General features: G+C 53.5%; 19 protein-coding genes. 11 read left to right on the plus strand and 8 right to left on the minus strand.

Annotation, left to right across the window (positions count from 1 at the left end; genetic code table 11):
• Window positions 1-42 precede the first annotated feature (42 nt).
• Window positions 43-699, plus strand: a complete 657-nt coding sequence (locus tag ACYZYZ_RS03750; RefSeq protein WP_305170374.1) for a hypothetical protein — start codon at window positions 43-45, stop codon at window positions 697-699.
• Between the two features lie 9 nt (window positions 700-708).
• On the opposite strand, the gene ACYZYZ_RS03755 is transcribed toward ACYZYZ_RS03750, so the two are convergent.
• Window positions 709-948: a YheV family putative zinc ribbon protein gene (locus ACYZYZ_RS03755; protein WP_305170373.1), complete on the minus strand. Its 240-nt coding sequence runs from the start codon at window positions 946-948 to the stop codon at window positions 709-711.
• A gap of 127 nt (window positions 949-1075) precedes the next feature.
• Here ACYZYZ_RS03755 and ACYZYZ_RS03760 point away from each other — a divergent pair, with 127 nt between their 5' ends.
• The gene (locus ACYZYZ_RS03760) at window positions 1076-1642 is read left to right on the plus strand and encodes a gamma carbonic anhydrase family protein (RefSeq protein WP_305170372.1); all 567 of its coding nucleotides are present in this window, start codon (window positions 1076-1078) and stop codon (window positions 1640-1642) included.
• A gap of 11 nt (window positions 1643-1653) precedes the next feature.
• Here ACYZYZ_RS03760 and ACYZYZ_RS03765 read toward each other — a convergent pair whose 3' ends face one another.
• From ACYZYZ_RS03765 to ACYZYZ_RS03795, 7 genes are all read right to left on the minus strand, one after another.
• Window positions 1654-1974, minus strand: a complete 321-nt coding sequence (locus ACYZYZ_RS03765) for a rhodanese-like domain-containing protein (protein ID WP_461483312.1) — start codon at window positions 1972-1974, stop codon at window positions 1654-1656.
• Between the two features lie 15 nt (window positions 1975-1989).
• A complete protein-coding gene (gene aroE / locus ACYZYZ_RS03770) occupies window positions 1990-2814 on the minus strand; it encodes a shikimate dehydrogenase (protein ID WP_461483299.1) in 825 nt (274 codons plus the stop codon).
• Between the two features lie 11 nt (window positions 2815-2825).
• Window positions 2826-3728: an oxygen-dependent coproporphyrinogen oxidase gene (gene hemF, locus ACYZYZ_RS03775; protein WP_461483300.1), complete on the minus strand. Its 903-nt coding sequence runs from the start codon at window positions 3726-3728 to the stop codon at window positions 2826-2828.
• 100 nt (window positions 3729-3828) lie between these two features.
• Window positions 3829-4392, minus strand: a complete 564-nt coding sequence (locus ACYZYZ_RS03780; protein ID WP_305170368.1) for an L-threonylcarbamoyladenylate synthase type 1 TsaC — start codon at window positions 4390-4392, stop codon at window positions 3829-3831.
• Between the two features lie 17 nt (window positions 4393-4409).
• Window positions 4410-4916, minus strand: a complete 507-nt coding sequence (gene purE, locus ACYZYZ_RS03785) for a 5-(carboxyamino)imidazole ribonucleotide mutase (RefSeq protein WP_305170367.1) — start codon at window positions 4914-4916, stop codon at window positions 4410-4412.
• A 131-nt stretch (window positions 4917-5047) separates the two neighbouring features.
• The gene (dprA, locus tag ACYZYZ_RS03790) at window positions 5048-6145 is read right to left on the minus strand and encodes a DNA-processing protein DprA (protein ID WP_461483301.1); all 1098 of its coding nucleotides are present in this window, start codon (window positions 6143-6145) and stop codon (window positions 5048-5050) included.
• Between the two features lie 88 nt (window positions 6146-6233).
• Window positions 6234-7250 (minus strand): LysM peptidoglycan-binding domain-containing protein, encoded by a 1017-nt coding sequence (locus tag ACYZYZ_RS03795; RefSeq protein ID WP_305170365.1) that lies wholly within the window; start codon window positions 7248-7250, stop codon window positions 6234-6236.
• A 136-nt stretch (window positions 7251-7386) separates the two neighbouring features.
• On the opposite strand from ACYZYZ_RS03795, the gene def reads away from it, so the two are divergent.
• The 9 genes from def (at window position 7387) to ACYZYZ_RS03840 (ending at window position 15858) form a co-directional block, all read left to right on the plus strand.
• The gene (gene def, locus ACYZYZ_RS03800; RefSeq protein ID WP_305170548.1) at window positions 7387-7893 is read left to right on the plus strand and encodes a peptide deformylase; all 507 of its coding nucleotides are present in this window, start codon (window positions 7387-7389) and stop codon (window positions 7891-7893) included.
• 27 nt (window positions 7894-7920) lie between these two features.
• Window positions 7921-8865 (plus strand): methionyl-tRNA formyltransferase, encoded by a 945-nt coding sequence (gene fmt / locus ACYZYZ_RS03805; protein WP_461483302.1) that lies wholly within the window; start codon window positions 7921-7923, stop codon window positions 8863-8865.
• Window positions 8862-10166, plus strand: coding sequence for a 16S rRNA (cytosine(967)-C(5))-methyltransferase RsmB (gene rsmB / locus ACYZYZ_RS03810; protein WP_305170363.1), 1305 nt, complete (start codon window positions 8862-8864; stop codon window positions 10164-10166). Before fmt ends, rsmB begins: the two co-directional genes overlap by 4 nt.
• A 64-nt stretch (window positions 10167-10230) precedes the next feature.
• Window positions 10231-11613, plus strand: coding sequence for a Trk system potassium transporter TrkA (gene trkA / locus ACYZYZ_RS03815; RefSeq protein ID WP_305170362.1), 1383 nt, complete (start codon window positions 10231-10233; stop codon window positions 11611-11613).
• A gap of 17 nt (window positions 11614-11630) precedes the next feature.
• Window positions 11631-13079 carry a TrkH family potassium uptake protein gene (locus ACYZYZ_RS03820; RefSeq protein ID WP_461483303.1) on the plus strand — a complete coding sequence of 483 codons (1449 nt, stop codon included), beginning with the start codon at window positions 11631-11633 and terminating at the stop codon, window positions 13077-13079.
• A gap of 51 nt (window positions 13080-13130) precedes the next feature.
• Window positions 13131-13442: a tetratricopeptide repeat protein gene (locus ACYZYZ_RS03825; RefSeq protein WP_461483304.1), complete on the plus strand. Its 312-nt coding sequence runs from the start codon at window positions 13131-13133 to the stop codon at window positions 13440-13442.
• A gap of 35 nt (window positions 13443-13477) precedes the next feature.
• Window positions 13478-13900: an ATP-dependent zinc protease family protein gene (locus ACYZYZ_RS03830; protein ID WP_305170358.1), complete on the plus strand. Its 423-nt coding sequence runs from the start codon at window positions 13478-13480 to the stop codon at window positions 13898-13900.
• Window positions 13900-14805, plus strand: a complete 906-nt coding sequence (gene rimK, locus ACYZYZ_RS03835) for a 30S ribosomal protein S6--L-glutamate ligase (protein WP_305170357.1) — start codon at window positions 13900-13902, stop codon at window positions 14803-14805. Before ACYZYZ_RS03830 ends, rimK begins: the two co-directional genes overlap by 1 nt.
• 3 nt (window positions 14806-14808) lie before the next feature.
• Window positions 14809-15858 (plus strand): succinylglutamate desuccinylase/aspartoacylase family protein, encoded by a 1050-nt coding sequence (locus ACYZYZ_RS03840; protein ID WP_461483305.1) that lies wholly within the window; start codon window positions 14809-14811, stop codon window positions 15856-15858.
• The last annotated feature ends 17 nt before the right edge of the window (window positions 15859-15875 follow it).

A 15875-nucleotide genomic window follows, 5' to 3' on the forward strand; every position in this document is an offset into this window, starting at 1 on the left:
GATGTTCTTTGCCTTTTCATTTCTCTCAACTAGTTTTTGTGTATGGATACCGTCAACATCCGCCAGGCCATCGCCGCCGCCAAATCACATGAACAAGCCACTGGCCAGCTTGCACGCCTGATGCAGGCCAGAGTTTCCAGGCTCCATCACACCATTCAGCTGCCTCCAGAAAATATTGTGCCAGCCCTGCTCAATTTTATTATTCACTACATTGACCAGGTGCCTGAGTTTATTGATGCGGTAGATACTATTGCCAGCGAGTGTGACATTACCGACTACACTGAGCCGGTCATGCAAATTGCCAAGGAATTTTTTATCCAACCTCCGAACCTCATCGACGGCCATGATGGGCTCAACGCACTGATGGATGAGTCCTACCTGGCTCACCGGCTGATTGAGGAGGTCAATGACCGCTTCATGTCCCGCTATAATATGCCACTGGTTCCCATGGACATGACACGCTCCAACCTGATCATTCATCACCTCATTGGCGAGCCCTTCGCCAACCAGCTCGACCATGCTGTCCACATCATTGCGGATCATCTTCAGGGAGGGGATCTGGTGTTGGTGCCCGAGGCATGCAAGGTGGATCGGAGCAGTCGCTGGGCTAGCGACCTGCAACGCTGGCCCTGCTTGGTGGATAATCTATCGGTCAATCTTCTGCTCAACAGCCAGTCTGCCCGGGTGTTGATCAATTAATTACGCTTTTTACTTGCCTGGATCGATCAGCTTGACCGGTTGCACTTCTGCCTGCTTTTCAGCTTCGGTACGATTGACGCGCGTCTCGAGTTCTCGGGGAGCGCTTTGCAAAAACATCTGTTCTCTGAAATCACAGCTGACACAGGCCCGGTAGTCTTTTCCATCTTCTGAAAACACAACGATCTTATCCATTGCATTGCAGCGCGGGCAAACAGCTCCAGCGATAAAACGTTTTTTTTGACTGTACATGGCGACAGAATCCACTTGCCCGCTGATATTGATTGAACTACACAAGACACACCACAGAGAGGTTTGAGAGTGCCCGGATGGGCGTTATTATAACTTCATATCAACAGCAACTTTGCGAGAAAATAGTATGACCGACAACATTCGCCCTCATAAAGACATCACCCCAACACTGGGAGCCCGCGTCTATGTGGACCCGGCCGCCACGGTGATAGGCGATGTCACCCTGGGCGATGATGTGTCCGTATGGCCCGGTGCCGTGATTCGCGGTGATATGCACCGTATCACTATTGGCAATCGCTCCAATGTGCAGGACACGGCCGTTCTTCACATCACCCACGCCAGCCACTTCAATCCGGGCGGCTGGCCCCTGACCATCGGTGATGATGTCATTGTTGGACACGGTGCGATTCTTCACGGATGCACCCTGGGGAATCGTATTCTGGTCGGGAATGGTGCCATCGTGAATGATGGCGCTATCGTCGAGGATGAAGTCATTATTGGTGCGGGTACCGTTGTACCGCCGGGGAAACGCCTTGAGAGCGGCAACCTTTACGTGGGCAACCCCTGCAGATTATTAAGGGCTGTCAGCGACAAGGAGCGGGAGTTTTTCACTTATTCACCCGGCAATTACGTCAAACTGAAAGATCAGTATCTGGCAGAGGCCTCCGGTGACTGGCGCAACGACGCCGAATAAACCCTTCTGGTTTACTGGCTATTGATCAGCTCGCTGTAACCACCCTCGTTGCTGACCTTGGTATAACCCATATTTTCCAGGGTCTGCAACGCTATACCCGCTCGACGACCGCTGCCGCAATACAGCCTGATAGACTGATTTTTATCTGGCGCGAGACTGTTAATGGCATAGCCGATTTCAGTGTGGATAACATTGATTGCCCCAGGCAAATGACCTTGTTCATACTCTGTTGCTGATCGCACATCGATCCACAAGCCTTCAGATGCATTCGCTGCCAAACTTAGCCACTGACAACAGATCGCCGCAGCTACTACTTTCAGAATATGCTTCATCACCGATCCACTCCCTTACGTCAGGTTGTCCCTTAATTCCGATATCACCAGTTTAGTCTCCGGTTTGACCCCACGCCAGAGCTTGAAGGATTCCGCCGCTTGCTCGACCAGCATACCCAGGCCATCGGACACGGCTCGCGCCCCATGCTGCCGTGCCCAGACGAGAAATGGCGTGGGTTGCGCCGCATACATCAGGTCGTAACAGTGACCATCGGCGGTGAGCAAATCATTTGGCAGGGGTGGCACTTCTCCTGCCAGGCTGGCGCTGGTGCCATTGATGACCAGGTCAAATTGCTGCCCTTCCAGCATGTCAAAACCACAGCCCAGCAGGTAACCCATTTCAGCAAAGCCCTTGGCCAGCTGTAGAGCTTTGTCGATGGTACGATTGGCAATCACCACATGCTGTGGCAGTTGCTCCAAGAGGGGTTCGAGCACACCGCGTACGGCACCACCGGCACCCAGCACCAGTACTTTCTTGCCACGAATCTGCCAGCCAAGGTTTTCCTGAAGGTCCTGCACCATCCCAACACCGTCAGTGTTGTCCCCGAGAATTGTGCCATCATCCTGTAACGCCAGAGTGTTTACGGCACCGGCATGCCGTGCCCGCGCTGTCAATCGTGCTGCAAAACTGTAGGCTTCCTGTTTGAAGGGCACGGTAATGTTCAAGCCCTTGCCACCTGCGGCGAAAAAGGCTTCCGCAGCCTCACTGAAACCATCCAGCGCAACCAGCTGTTTACTGTAGGTCATCGTCTGCCCGGTCTGGGCAGCAAACGCTGCATGAATAGTAGGGGACTTACTTTGCTCAACAGGGTTACCAAAAACTGCGTAGCGATCAGTCATTCTCTTTTCCTTCAAACCCAGTCTCTGGGCTGCAAATAAATCTCATATAGTTCTGCTTCGGGACTGTTCGGTTCCGGTTGCCAGTTGTACTCCCAGCGAACCAGGGGTGGTAGCGACATCAGGATAGACTCGGTACGGCCGCCGGTCTGCAAGCCGAATAACGTGCCCCGATCATAGACTAGGTTGAACTCTACATAGCGCCCTCGACGGTAGAGCTGAAATTCTCTTTCACGCTCTCCCCAGGTAGCACCCTTGCGACGCTGAACGATGGGTCCGTAAGCATCCAGATAGCTGTCTCCCACCGCACGCATCAGGGCAAAGCTTTGCTCAAAGCCGGGCTCATTGAAATCATCAAAAAACAGGCCACCAACTCCACGCGGCTCACTGCGGTGTTTAAGATAAAAGTAATCGTCACACCATTGTTTGAAGCGAGGATAAATTTCTTCACCAAAGGGTTCACAGGCTGCCTTGGCCGTTCTGTGCCAATGCTGGCAGTCCTCCTGGTTGCCGTAGTAAGGAGTCAGGTCATAGCCGCCGCCAAACCACCAGACGGGTTGTTCTCCCTCTTTTTCGGCGATAAAAAAACGTACGTTGGCATGCGAGGTCGGCACGTAGGGATTTTCCGGGTGCATCACCAGGGAAACACCCATGGCCTCAAAGGAGCGTCCGGCGAGTTCCGGCCGCGCCGCTGTAGCTGATGGGGGGAGCTGGTTGCCGTGCACATGGGAGAAATTTACACCTCCTTTCTCAAACACCGCGCCGCCAGTAATCACCCGGCTGCGACCGCCACCCCCTTCCTCACGAACCCAGCTGTCTTCCTGAAAACAACTGCCGCCATCTTCTGCCTGCAAACCCTCGCAAATGCGATTCTGCAATTCAAGCAGGTAATTTTTAACGGCTAGCTTGTCGGTCATGGTTTTTACTCGCTGGACATCAATGCAGGATGCGCAAGTTTGCTTTGCCAGGACGGCAATGACAACCGCAACACTCTGAAAAAAGGATAAAGCAGGTACATCAACCGGTGCGGATCGTCTCACCGGTTAACAGGTTGATAATTGGCGTTGGTTTTTGCATACCACCGAGAGGGCCAGGCACCACAGCATCAAGCAGAGAATGAAAATACAGCTCGACCTTGAGCCGGGACGTTGCGGGTGGACGACCATGGGGATTCGCGGAAGTAGAGATCAACGGCCCACCATATTTCTGGCAAAGGGCCGCGGCAATCGGGTGGCTGGTCACCCGCAGCGCCAACGTCTCACGTCCCCCGGTAACCCAGCAGGGAGCAGCTCCATTGTTGGGTACCAGCCAAGTCTGCGGCCCGGGCCAACTGTCTTCAAGTCTCTGCAGGTAAGGTGTAGGCAGGCCGCTTAAAAACGGCTCAAACTGGGAAATATTTGAAGCAATCATGATCAGCCCCATATCCTGGCGCCGATGTTTCATGGCAAGGATACGGTGAACGGCTGACTGATCCAGAGGGTCACAACCAAGACCCCAAACTGCCTCCGTGGGGTAGGCAATAACCCCACCATTGCGCAAGGCTTTTACAGCCCCGGCAATGTGCAGGGTTGGGAGGAGCATGGGATTCAAATTGCCGGTCAAGCGTTGTTCAGCTTTTCCTGTAACGCGGCATCTTTATCTAGGATGGCCTGGGCATTGGCGGCACGCTCTTCAACCAGCTTGCGATGCAGCTCACTGTCACTGACACCGATAATCTGTGCTGCCAGATAAGCGGCATTCTTAGCGCCAGCTTTGCCAATGGCTACGGTGGCCACGGGAATACCACCGGGCATTTGCACCGTGGAGAGGAGGGCATCCAATCCATCCAGGGAAGAATTGATGGGCACGCCAATAACCGGTTTCAGTGTGTTGGCAGAAACGGCTCCCGCCAGGTGCGCCGCCATGCCGGCCGCACAGATGAATGCGGCGCAACCACGCTGGTCTGCGCCCTGCACATAGCTGTGTGTGGCCTCAGGTGTGCGGTGTGCAGACAGCACCTTCACTTCGAACGGAACGTCAAATTTCTTCAGTATTTCAAAACTGGCTTCCATGGTCGGCAAGTCAGAATCAGAACCCATAAGAATAGCAACAAAGGGCTTGCTCATTTTTTACTCCCTTTTGAAAAGCAGCGCAGGCTACCGGAACAAACCGGCTTTCGCAACCGAAAAAATAGCGATAACAGATTGGTTTTGTTACTAAAATCCGTCTGCCGGTCATTTTATGGACAGCTTGGAAATCATTCCAGTCGCTGAAATGAACCGTTGATGGAAACAACCTTTCCATCCAATTCCAATAACATCAGCATTTGCATCACATGCTTGGCAGGCATTCCGGTCGATATCACCAGACTATCCACGTCCACAGGATCAAACCCCATGGCGGATAACAGCCTCTTCTCCTCGCCCGAACATTCGGGCGCCGTCGTGACGACCGTTTCAGCATAATATTCAAGCATGCCGCCCAACTGTTCGACAACCTCCTGTGGTGATTCCACCAGTGTCGCCCCCTGCTTGATGAGAAGGTGGCTTCCCCTGCTCATGGGATTGTGGATGGATCCAGGAATGGCAAAGACTTCCCGATTCTGTTCCAGAGCATATCGAGCCGTGATTAACGAACCACTTTTTAGCGCCGCCTCAACGACCAGCACGCCGGAACTCAACCCACTGATCAAGCGATTGCGGCGAGGAAAATGCGATGGCAGGGGTGAGGTTCCCGGAAAAAATTCACTGACCACAACACCACCACCCTCAAGAATACGCTGATAAATATCCTGGTGCTGTCTCGGGTAAACCACATCCACACCAGCCCCCAATACCGCCACTGTTTTTCCACTTTGAAGAGCGCCTCGATGCGCAGCCCCATCGATACCCAATGCCAACCCACTGGTGATCACAAATCCACCGCTGGCCAGATATCGGGAAAAGCTTTCAGCATTCCTGAGGCCCTGGGGTGTTGCATTGCGACTCCCGACCACGGCAATCTGTGGCATCGACAAGCAGGAACTTTCTCCCCGCACAAACAACAGCGGGGGAGGCACGGAGATTTCTCTGAGTAGAGGCGGGTATGTCCCATCAAGGGCCGTAATGCAATTGACCTGATGACGAACGCACCAGTTTAAAACCTCATCGGCGCGATCTTCGAGTTGTGGCAGTTGCGGTCTCAGCTCGGACCATCGCCTGACTGCCTTCTGGTCTGCTATCACACTGGTAATACTTTCGGGCTCAGCCACCACTGCTGATAGTGATACGCCATGCCGCAATAACATCCAGATATCGCTGGCGCGAATGCTTTTGGCCATGGCCAAAATAAGGCAGGCGCTCCTATCCTTATCCATGCTGTTCATCCTTGAACACCTCAATATGCCAAATTTTAATCAAAAAAAACGCCGACTCAATGTCGGCGTTTTCTGAAACCGTTTCCGATCAGGGATTCTGTACCAAATCGTTCACTGCCAACGGCCGATCAGCGCTCATCACCAGACCATAACTCATTTTTTCGAAGGTTCTGAAAACCATGACCAGACCGGCACGCTCACTGGGCAATGTGATTTGTTCCTTGGCAACGCGATCTTTAACGGTTTCACCACGTTTATGTATCGCTAGAATATTACCGGCCACCAGGCCTTCACGCTCGCCACGGTTGATCGCAACAACATCAAGATGGCCAACTTGGGTAATACCGCCTTCCACTGCCATGATGACGCCCTTTATATCTCCTTCGGGGCTGCTGGGGTAGAAGTTGGACTCCAGGCGGCGCTCTTCGTGAGGTAGCAGACGCTCACCAATGCGAACTTCTTCAACAACACGTGTCGCCTGCAGTGTGGCAATGTCAGCATCTACGGTTTTGACTTTCGCTGAACCGATATCCTGGGCACGAATCCCCAACACCTCTTCAGTTTCCGGGTCGACATACGGCTCACCAATACGGTAAAGGCCATAGGCCGGTGTTTCATCAAATTCACCCCGGGCATAGAACGTGTCATTGAAGCCGGTAAGAATCCGCTTTTCATAGCCCGCCACAACATAGGGTGAGCCCTCAATTTCATCTTCAGTCACCACTCGGTTGCGCGACAGGAAATTATTAATCACATCCAGAGGCAGTGTAGGAATTGCTGCTTCATGGGGGAGGACTTTGACATCTGGGGACAACTTCACATCGCGGCTACGCTGCAGAGTCAAGCGGGGACGACCATCAATATAGACAAGGGAAATAATATCGCCCGGATAGATCAGGTGGGGGTTGCGAATCTGGGGGTTAACGTACCAGATTTCCGGCCACAGCCAAGGGTCGCGAAGATAAAGCTCGGAAATATCCCAAAGTGTATCGCCTTTTTTGACTGTGTATTTGTCGGGCACATTGTCATTAAAGGGTGCTTCAGCAGCGATTACTGCCATGGTAATAGCGCATGCTGCTATTACTCCCAACAATGTTTTTTTCATCTTCTGGCCGTCCTGTGTGCTATATCCCGATTGTGTGTATACTTCCCACCCGGCGGTATTCTGTGAAAAATACCCTACCATTGGCCCTATGTTAGCAGTGGTTTACGCCAGATTGCTAGAAACCCGTCACAAACAAATGTCATTACTTACCATACTTGAATTCCCCGATCCCCGCCTGCGAACAACAGCAAAAGCAGTCGACGATATTAATGATGGAATTCGTTCTCTTGTGGATGACATGCTCGAGACCATGTACCACGCTCAGGGGATAGGCCTGGCTGCCACACAGGTAAATGTCCATCAGCGAGTCATTGTCATGGATCTGTCGGAAGCTGGCGACCAGCCCATGGTATTAATCAATCCTCAAATTGAGGTGCTCGGTGACGAGACATGCCCCCACCAGGAGGGTTGTCTGTCTGTACCAGGCTTCTACGAGACCGTGCAGCGCCCAGAGCATATTCGTGTTACTGCGCTGGATCGTGATGGCAACGCCTTTGAGCTTCTGCCGGACGGGCTGTTAGCTGTCTGTATCCAGCACGAGATTGATCACCTGGACGGCAAACTTTTTGTGGATTACCTGTCGCCGGTCAAGCGGCAACGAATCCGCACGAAACTTGAAAAACTGAGCCGCCACGCCGACTAGCTTCTGGCTGGCGCTGAGGATAATCCATTGCGCGTTATTTTTGCTGGCACACCAGAGTTTGCTGCCATTCATCTAGAGGCACTGATCGCTGCCACGGAGATTGAAGTGGTTGCCGTCTATACCCAGCCCGATCGCCCGGCAGGCCGTGGCAAAAAACTCACCGCCAGCCCGGTCAAGCAATTGGCTGATAAGCATCAATTGCCTGTTGAGCAGCCACAAAGCCTGAAAAACATCGATGCCCAGACTCAACTGGCCAGTTACCAGGCAGACATCATGGTCGTGGTGGCCTACGGGCTACTCCTCCCCAAAGAAGTGCTGAAAACTCCAAGATTAGGGTGCATCAACGTGCACGCCTCCCTATTACCTCGCTGGCGCGGCGCGGCACCCATTCAGCGCGCTATTGAGGCAGGTGATACTGAAACCGGTGTGACCATCATGCAAATGGATGTTGGACTGGATACCGGCGACATGCTGCTTAAGGCTCACTGCACCATCGAAGCCGACGACACTGCTGCTACCTTGCATGACAAGCTGGCAGGAATAGGGCCATCTGCTCTGTTAAGTTGCCTGAGAGAACTTGTCCACGGCACAGCAGTAGCAGAAAAACAGGATAACAGCCTGAGCAACTACGCACCCAAAATCAGCAAGGAAGAAGCGCTGCTAAACTGGTCTGATACCGCCACCGAGCTCGACCGAAAAATTCGTGCACTCAACCCGTTCCCCGTTTGTTATACCTCCTTGTCCGGCGAGCGTATCAAGATCTGGCGCGCCATCCCTGAAACAGAAAACATACCGGCAGCAGTTCCTGGCACCGTCAACCATGCTGATCGTGAAGGCATATGGGTTCAGACCGGCAATGGTCAACTGCGCATCACACACCTGCAATTGCCCGGGAAAAAACCGTTGCAGGTTGCTGACGTTCTCAATGCCTACGGGGAAATGTTTGCGCCCGGCAAGGTTCTCGGCCAGTGAACGTTCGGGTGGCTGCCGCCAAAATTATCTCCGCCATCCTCCGTGATGACGGATCACTGAGCAGCCTGCTGCCCAACTACCTGGGAAAAGTCTCGGAAAGAGACCGCGGCCTGTTACAGCAGCTCTGTTACGGCACACTGCGTTTCTATCCACGCCTTGAGCTCTATCTCGGAGAACTGCTGGCAAAACCGTTCAAGTCCAAAGATCTGGATATTGAGGCGACCCTGGCCTGCTCTCTATACCAACTGTTGGAAACACGCATACCCCCCCACGCCGCTGTCAACGAAGCTGTTGCCACAGCAGCGGCACTGAAGAAAAACTGGGCAAAAGGGCTAATCAATGCCGTGCTTCGACGCTTTTTGCGTGAGCAGGATGCCCTGTCTGAAAAGCTCGCCAGCAACCCGGTCTTTAGCAGCGCCCACCCAAAGTGGCTGCTGAATGTACTGGATAAAGCTTGGCCAGGGGAGCTCGATAATCTGGTCAACGCCAATAATCTTCAGCCCCCCATGACTCTGCGGGTCAACCTCAGCCATGACAGCCGCGACCAGTACCTAGCTCGGCTCCTGGCAGCGGGTATTGATGCCACACCGACACCGTTCAGTCAGACCGGCCTGACACTGCACCAACCCTGTGATGTCTCTGCCCTGCCCGGCTTCGCCGCTGGCGATGTCAGCGTACAGGACGAAGCGGCACAGTTGGCGGCGTTAGCACTGTCAGTTGCCCCCGGACAACACATACTGGATAGCTGCTGTGCACCCGGAGGAAAAACTGGCCACATACTGGAGTGCCTCTCCAACGGTGGCGACGTGGTAGCACTCGACCTCTCCGCACAGCGATTGCAGCGGGTGGAGGAAAACCTGGAGCGACTGGGCCTGCATGCTGCACTTATTGCTGCGGACGCCCTGGATACAAACGCCTGGTGGGATGGTCGCCCCTTTGACCGGATACTGCTGGACGCCCCCTGTTCCGCCACCGGTGTTATCCGCCGCCATCCGGACGTGAAACTACTGCGTGCTCCCAAGGATATTGCTAAGCTTGCGGAATTGCAGTTAGCCCTGCTTAACGCCCTGTGGCCGCTGCTATCAGAGAATGGCATCTTGCTCTACGCCACCTGCTCGGTACTGCCGATGGAAAACGATGATGTAATCACGGCTTTTATCCGCGATGCCGATGATGTCATAGTTGAACCTGTTCCCACTGAGGCAGGAATGGAAACCCCTGTCGGCAGACAACTGCTCCCACAGCCTGGCGGTCATGATGGTTTTTACTTTTCACGACTGAAAAAACAAGCTAAAGCTTAATGATGATGACCCTGACCCGTCGGGGGCAGAAGTGCTACTAACCAACTGAGAATACAAGTCAGCTATGAAAATTGTCATCACAGGGGCCGGACAGGTAGGGGCCACACTGGCAGAACACCTGGCCAGTGAAGCTAACGATATTTCGGTCATAGACCTTGATGAACGGCGCCTGCGGGAACTCCAGGATCGACTGGATATTCGTACCGTACAGGGCATGGCATCTCACCCGGATGTACTATTGCGTGCAGGCATTGAAGATGCCGACATGCTGGTGGCGGTCACCAACAGTGATGAAATAAACATGGTCGCCTGCCAGGTCGCCTACTCCCTATTCCGCACCCCCACCAAGATCGCCCGCATACGCAACCGCGCCTACACCTCTGGAAAACTGAGTGAACGCCTGTTTGGCGAGAACAATTTTCCGGTGGATCATCTGATTACTCCTGAGCAGGTGGTCACCGACTATATTTACCGCCTGGTTGAACAGCCGGGTGCGCTTCAAGTACTGGATTTTGCAGACGGACTCGCTCAGCTGGTTGCGGTTCGGGCCGTTAAAGGCGGCCCCCTGGTAGGCCAGGAGCTGCGTTTTCTCAAACAACACATGCCCAATGTGGAGGCGCGCGTAGCTGCCATTTTCCGGCGCGACCGCCCGATTTTCCCCGAAGGGAATACACTGATCGAGGAGGATGACGAGGTTTTCTTCATCGCCGCCAAGAAAAATATTCGCAAGGTGATGGGAGAATTGCGACGCCTCGAAAAACCCTACAACCGGCTGGTGATTGCCGGGGGTGGCAATATCGGTTATCGCCTGGCAAAAGCCCTTGAAGATCGCTACAACATCAAGATCATCGAATTTTCACCGACCCGCTGCGAATATATCTCTGAACGCCTGAATAAAACCGTAGTTTTGAATGGCTCCGCCACCGATCAGGATCTATTGCTGGAAGAAAACATCGAGAAAACTGATGTCTTCCTGGCGCTCACCAACGACGATGAAGTGAATATCATGGCCTCCCTGCTGGCCAAGCGTTTGGGAGCGGCCAAGGTCATGACGCTGATCAATAACCCGGTGTACGCCGATCTGGTGCAGGGTGGTGAAATCGACATCGCCATTTCCCCGCAGCAGGCAACCACTAGCACCCTGCTTGGCCATGTGCGACGCGGTGATACCGTATCCGCCCACTCCCTGCGGCGCGGCGCAGCTGAAGCCATGGAAATTATTGTTCATGGCGACAGTAAAACATCCAAGGTGGTGAGTCGCGCCATTGAAGAGATCAAATCGCCGCCGGGAGTCACGCTGGCAGCCCTGGTAAGGAATGGCGAAGTACTGATCGCCCACCACGATACAGTGGTGGAAAACAATGACCACGCCATTGTTTTTGTGGTGGATAAGCGCCGAACGCGGGAAGTTGAAAAATTGTTCTCCGTCGGCTTTACCTTTTTCTAGGGGCCTGGTTTACAGCGATGCAATTTCGGATTATTTCAAAAGTACTCGGGCTGATGATGATGATCTTCAGCCTGACGCTGTTGACACCCATCGCCATAGCAGCCATCTACAGCGAAAATACCCACCAGGCATTTTTCCTCTCTTTTGCCATCACTTTTTCCCTTGGCATGTTGCTATGGCTTCCTTACAGCCGCATGAAGGGTGATCTTCGCACCAGAGACGGGTTTGTGATCACCACGCTGTTCTGGACAGTCCTCAGCCTGGTGGGCTCCCTGCCATTTATTCTGGTTGACGCCATCCACCTGCATTTTACGGATGCAGTGTTTGAGTCTATTTCCGGCCTCACCACCACCGGGGCGACAGTCATTACCGGGCTGGATTACCTGCCCAAGTCTATTCTCTACTATCGACAACAGCTTCACTGGCTAGGCGGTATTGGTATTGTTGTTATCGCCATTGCGATTATGCCAATGCTGGGCGTCGGTGGTATGCAGCTATACAAGGCGGAAACCCCGGGCCCGGTCAAAGACAATAAAATGACGCCGCGCATTACCCAAACCGCCAAGGCACTGTTCACCATCTATCTGTCACTGACCATCATTTGTTCTTTCGCCTACTGGTTGGCCGGCATGAACACGTTCGATGCCATCACCCATGCGTTTTCTACCATTGCTACCGGCGGCTTTGCCAATTACGACGCCAGCATTGGCTACTTCAACAGTCCCACCATCATGATGCTGGCGGTCTTTTTCATGATCATCTCCGGCATCAGTTTTGGCTTGCACTACTATGCCTGGGTGAAGGGGAGTGTCCTCCACTACTGGCATAACTCTGAATCGAAGATGTACCTCAACATGATTGTTGGCGGCTGTATCATCTGTTGTGGTTACCTGTTTCTGAGTGGTGCGCTGTCATTGACCGACAGCCTGCTGCACGGGGTGTTTCAGCTGGTCTCCATTATGACCAGCACCGGTTTTGCCACTACAAATTATAGTAATTGGCCAACATTCCTGCCTGTGTTTCTGGTTGTGTTGTCTTTCTTTGGCGCCTGTGCAGGCTCTACCGGTGGCGGCATTAAGGTCGGGCGGATGCTGATTCTGGCCAAGCAATCGTTGCGGGAAATTTATCGGCTAATCCACCCCAGTGCGATTTTTCCCATCAAGCTTCGCAACCGCACTGTGCCGGAACGCGTCGCGGACAGTGTCTGGGCATTCTTTGGTGTCTACCTGGCCATTTTTTATTTTCTGGTCATCCTGCTGCAGTTAACAGGCCTTGACTACCTTACCGCATGGTCTTGTACGGCAGCGGCACTCAACAACCTGGGCCCTGGTCTGGGTGATGCTGCCGCTCACTACGGTGAAATTAACAGTATGGCCAAATGGCTGCTTTCGGCGGCGATGATTATCGGCCGCCTTGAAATTTTCACCGTTCTTGTTTTGTTTACACCCATGTTCTGGCGCCGTTAACGTATTGCCATGGATGAACAAACCCCGCTCATGCTCTTTCACTGACCGACCATGGCCCTGATTGAAAATCTGGAGGCCATGCTGGCCCAGGGTAAGGATTCCGCCATGTTACGTTTTGGGCTGGGCAGCGCCTATTTCAATGAGCGCCGTTACGATGAGGCTATCCCCCACCTACGACACTGCCTGACCCTGAACAGCGGCTATACTGCCGCCTACAAATTGCTCGGTCGCTCACTGCAAAAACAGGGGCAGCCTGAAGAGGCTCATGACGTGCTGAAAATCGGTCTGGAAAAAGCGCTGGCTTCCGGTGACAAGCAGATTGAGCGTGAAATTCGGACATTTCTAAAAAAGAATGAAGCGTAGGCTTCACGGTTAACCAATCAATTATCGAGGACAGAATGTCGTTATTAGTTGGATGGCGGGAATGGTTGTCACTGCCTGATTTGGGTATTGCCCGGATCAAGGCCAAGGTAGATACTGGCGCCCGCACCTCCTGCCTGCATGCTCACCGACTGGAACCTTTCACTGAGCGTGGCGCGCCCTGGGTCCAGATTTGGGTACACCCCCTGCAACGTAGTACGCAAAGCCTTTGCTGTGCTGCACCCATTGTGGATGAACGCGTGGTCTCCGATTCCGGAGGACACCGGGAACGTCGCCTGGTCATTCAGACCACAGCGATTCTGGGCACGGAAGAGTGGCCTATTGAAATGACCCTGACCAACAGGGATGCTATGAAATTCAGGATGTTGCTGGGCCGGTCAGCCATGGTTGACCGCTTTACTGTCGATCCCGGCCGATCCTACTGTTGCGGAAAACTTTAATGAGAATTGCCATTCTTTCCCGAAACCCGGATCTCTATTCCACGCGCCGTCTCAAAGAAGCCGCCATGGAAAAGGGACACGAGGTGAAAATCATTGATGTTCTGAAATGCTACATGAACATCAATATTCAAAACCCCAGTATTCATGTCAAGGGGGCCGAACTACCTGCCTTCGATGTGGTGATTCCCCGGATTGGCGCATCGGTGACCACCTATGGCACAGCCGTACTGCGCCAATTTGAAATGATGGGGGTCTACCCACTCAATGAATCCGTGGCCATCACCCGCTCCCGGGACAAGTTGCGCTCCCTGCAGCTGCTTTCTCGCAAGGGCATCGGCCTGCCTGTCACCGGCTACGCCAACAAGCCCAGCGATATCCCCGACCTTATTGATATGGTCGGCGGCCCACCACTGGTCGTTAAATTGCTTGAGGGAACACAGGGCATTGGCGTGGTACTGGCAGAAACCCGCAAAGCGGCGGAAAGCGTCATCGAAGCATTTATGGGATTAAAAGCCGACATTATGGTTCAGGAATATATTGGTGAATCTGGTGGTGCAGATATCCGCTGCTTTGTCATCGGCGACAAGGTAATCGCCGCGATGCAGCGCCAGGCAGCCCCCGGCGAGTTTCGCTCCAACCTCCACCGCGGCGGCACAGCATCACTGGTACGCCTGTCTCCTGCGGAACGGGCCACCGCTGTACGCGCAGCTAAGACCATGGGGCTGAATGTCGCCGGTGTCGATATCCTGCGCTCAAACCATGGGCCATTGGTGATGGAAGTAAATTCTTCGCCGGGTTTGGAGGGTATTGAAACTGCCACCGGCAAGGATGTGGCGGGCGCCATCATTAGTTTTATCGAAAAAAATGCACGCCAGTCACGAACCAAAACCCGGGGCAGGGGCTAGACAGTGACTGTTGACGCTTTCACCCTGGCGGGCACAATCGTAAAACCCGGTGAAACGCGACTCATTTCCATACCTGCTGCGCGGCTGTATACCGATACGCCTGTGGACCTCCAGGTAGAGGTCATTCACAGCCGTCGTCCTGGCCCTGTTCTATTGGTTTGCGCCGCCATTCACGGCGATGAAATCAATGGCATCGAAATCTGCCGCCGCATAGTTGGTAAGCGTTTACTTAAGCGCCTGAAGGGAACTTTACTGATTGTTCCCATTGTTAACATGTTTGGCTTCCTGCAGCAGTCCCGCTATTTACCGGACCGACGAGACCTTAATCGCTGCTTTCCCGGTTCTCCTCGGGGAACACTGGGCAGTCGTCTGGCGTACCTGATTCATCATGAACTGCTTAGCCACTGCACCCATGTTATCGATCTTCACACTGGCGCCATTCACCGCAAAAACTTGTCCCAGGTACGGGGCAATCTGGATGATCCCGCCACACTGGGCATGGCTGAGGCATTTGGCTCCCCGGTGATTATGGATGCCAAAATACGCGATGGCTCTTTGCGAGCTGCCGCCAGTGAACTGGGTATACCCGCCATCATTTATGAAGCCGGTGAGGCCTTGCGCTTTGATGAGCGCTCGATTCGGGCGGGCGTCAGGGGAATTATTGCCGTGATGCGTCACCTGGCAATGTTGCCAGAAACCAAAAAGGTCACTACTCCGCGCAAGTTGGTGCCGGTCAAGGCGAAACGCAGTTATTGGCTGCGGGCCGAGCGGGATGGCATTGTGAGTACCAAAATTAAGTTGGGACAGCGGGTCAAGGAAGGGCAGCTACTGGCTAACCTGGCATCACCTTTTGGTGGTTCCGAAAAGGCACTTAAGTCCCGAGGCGACGGCATCGTGATTGCCGTCTCACAAATACCTCTGGTGAATGAGGGTGAGGCTCTTTTCCATATTGCAGAATTCAGCACGCTGAGGAAGGCCTCCGACAGTGTTGAGGCCTTTCGCGAGCATTTTGCTAACGAGCCGGAGCCCGAGAACTTCAAGGAACCCCTTTAATTTTGGGTCGTACATAA

Origin of the sequence: Porticoccus sp. (genome assembly GCA_023261185.1) — a bacterium.
Classification (GTDB): domain Bacteria; phylum Pseudomonadota; class Gammaproteobacteria; order Pseudomonadales; family Porticoccaceae; genus Porticoccus; species Porticoccus litoralis.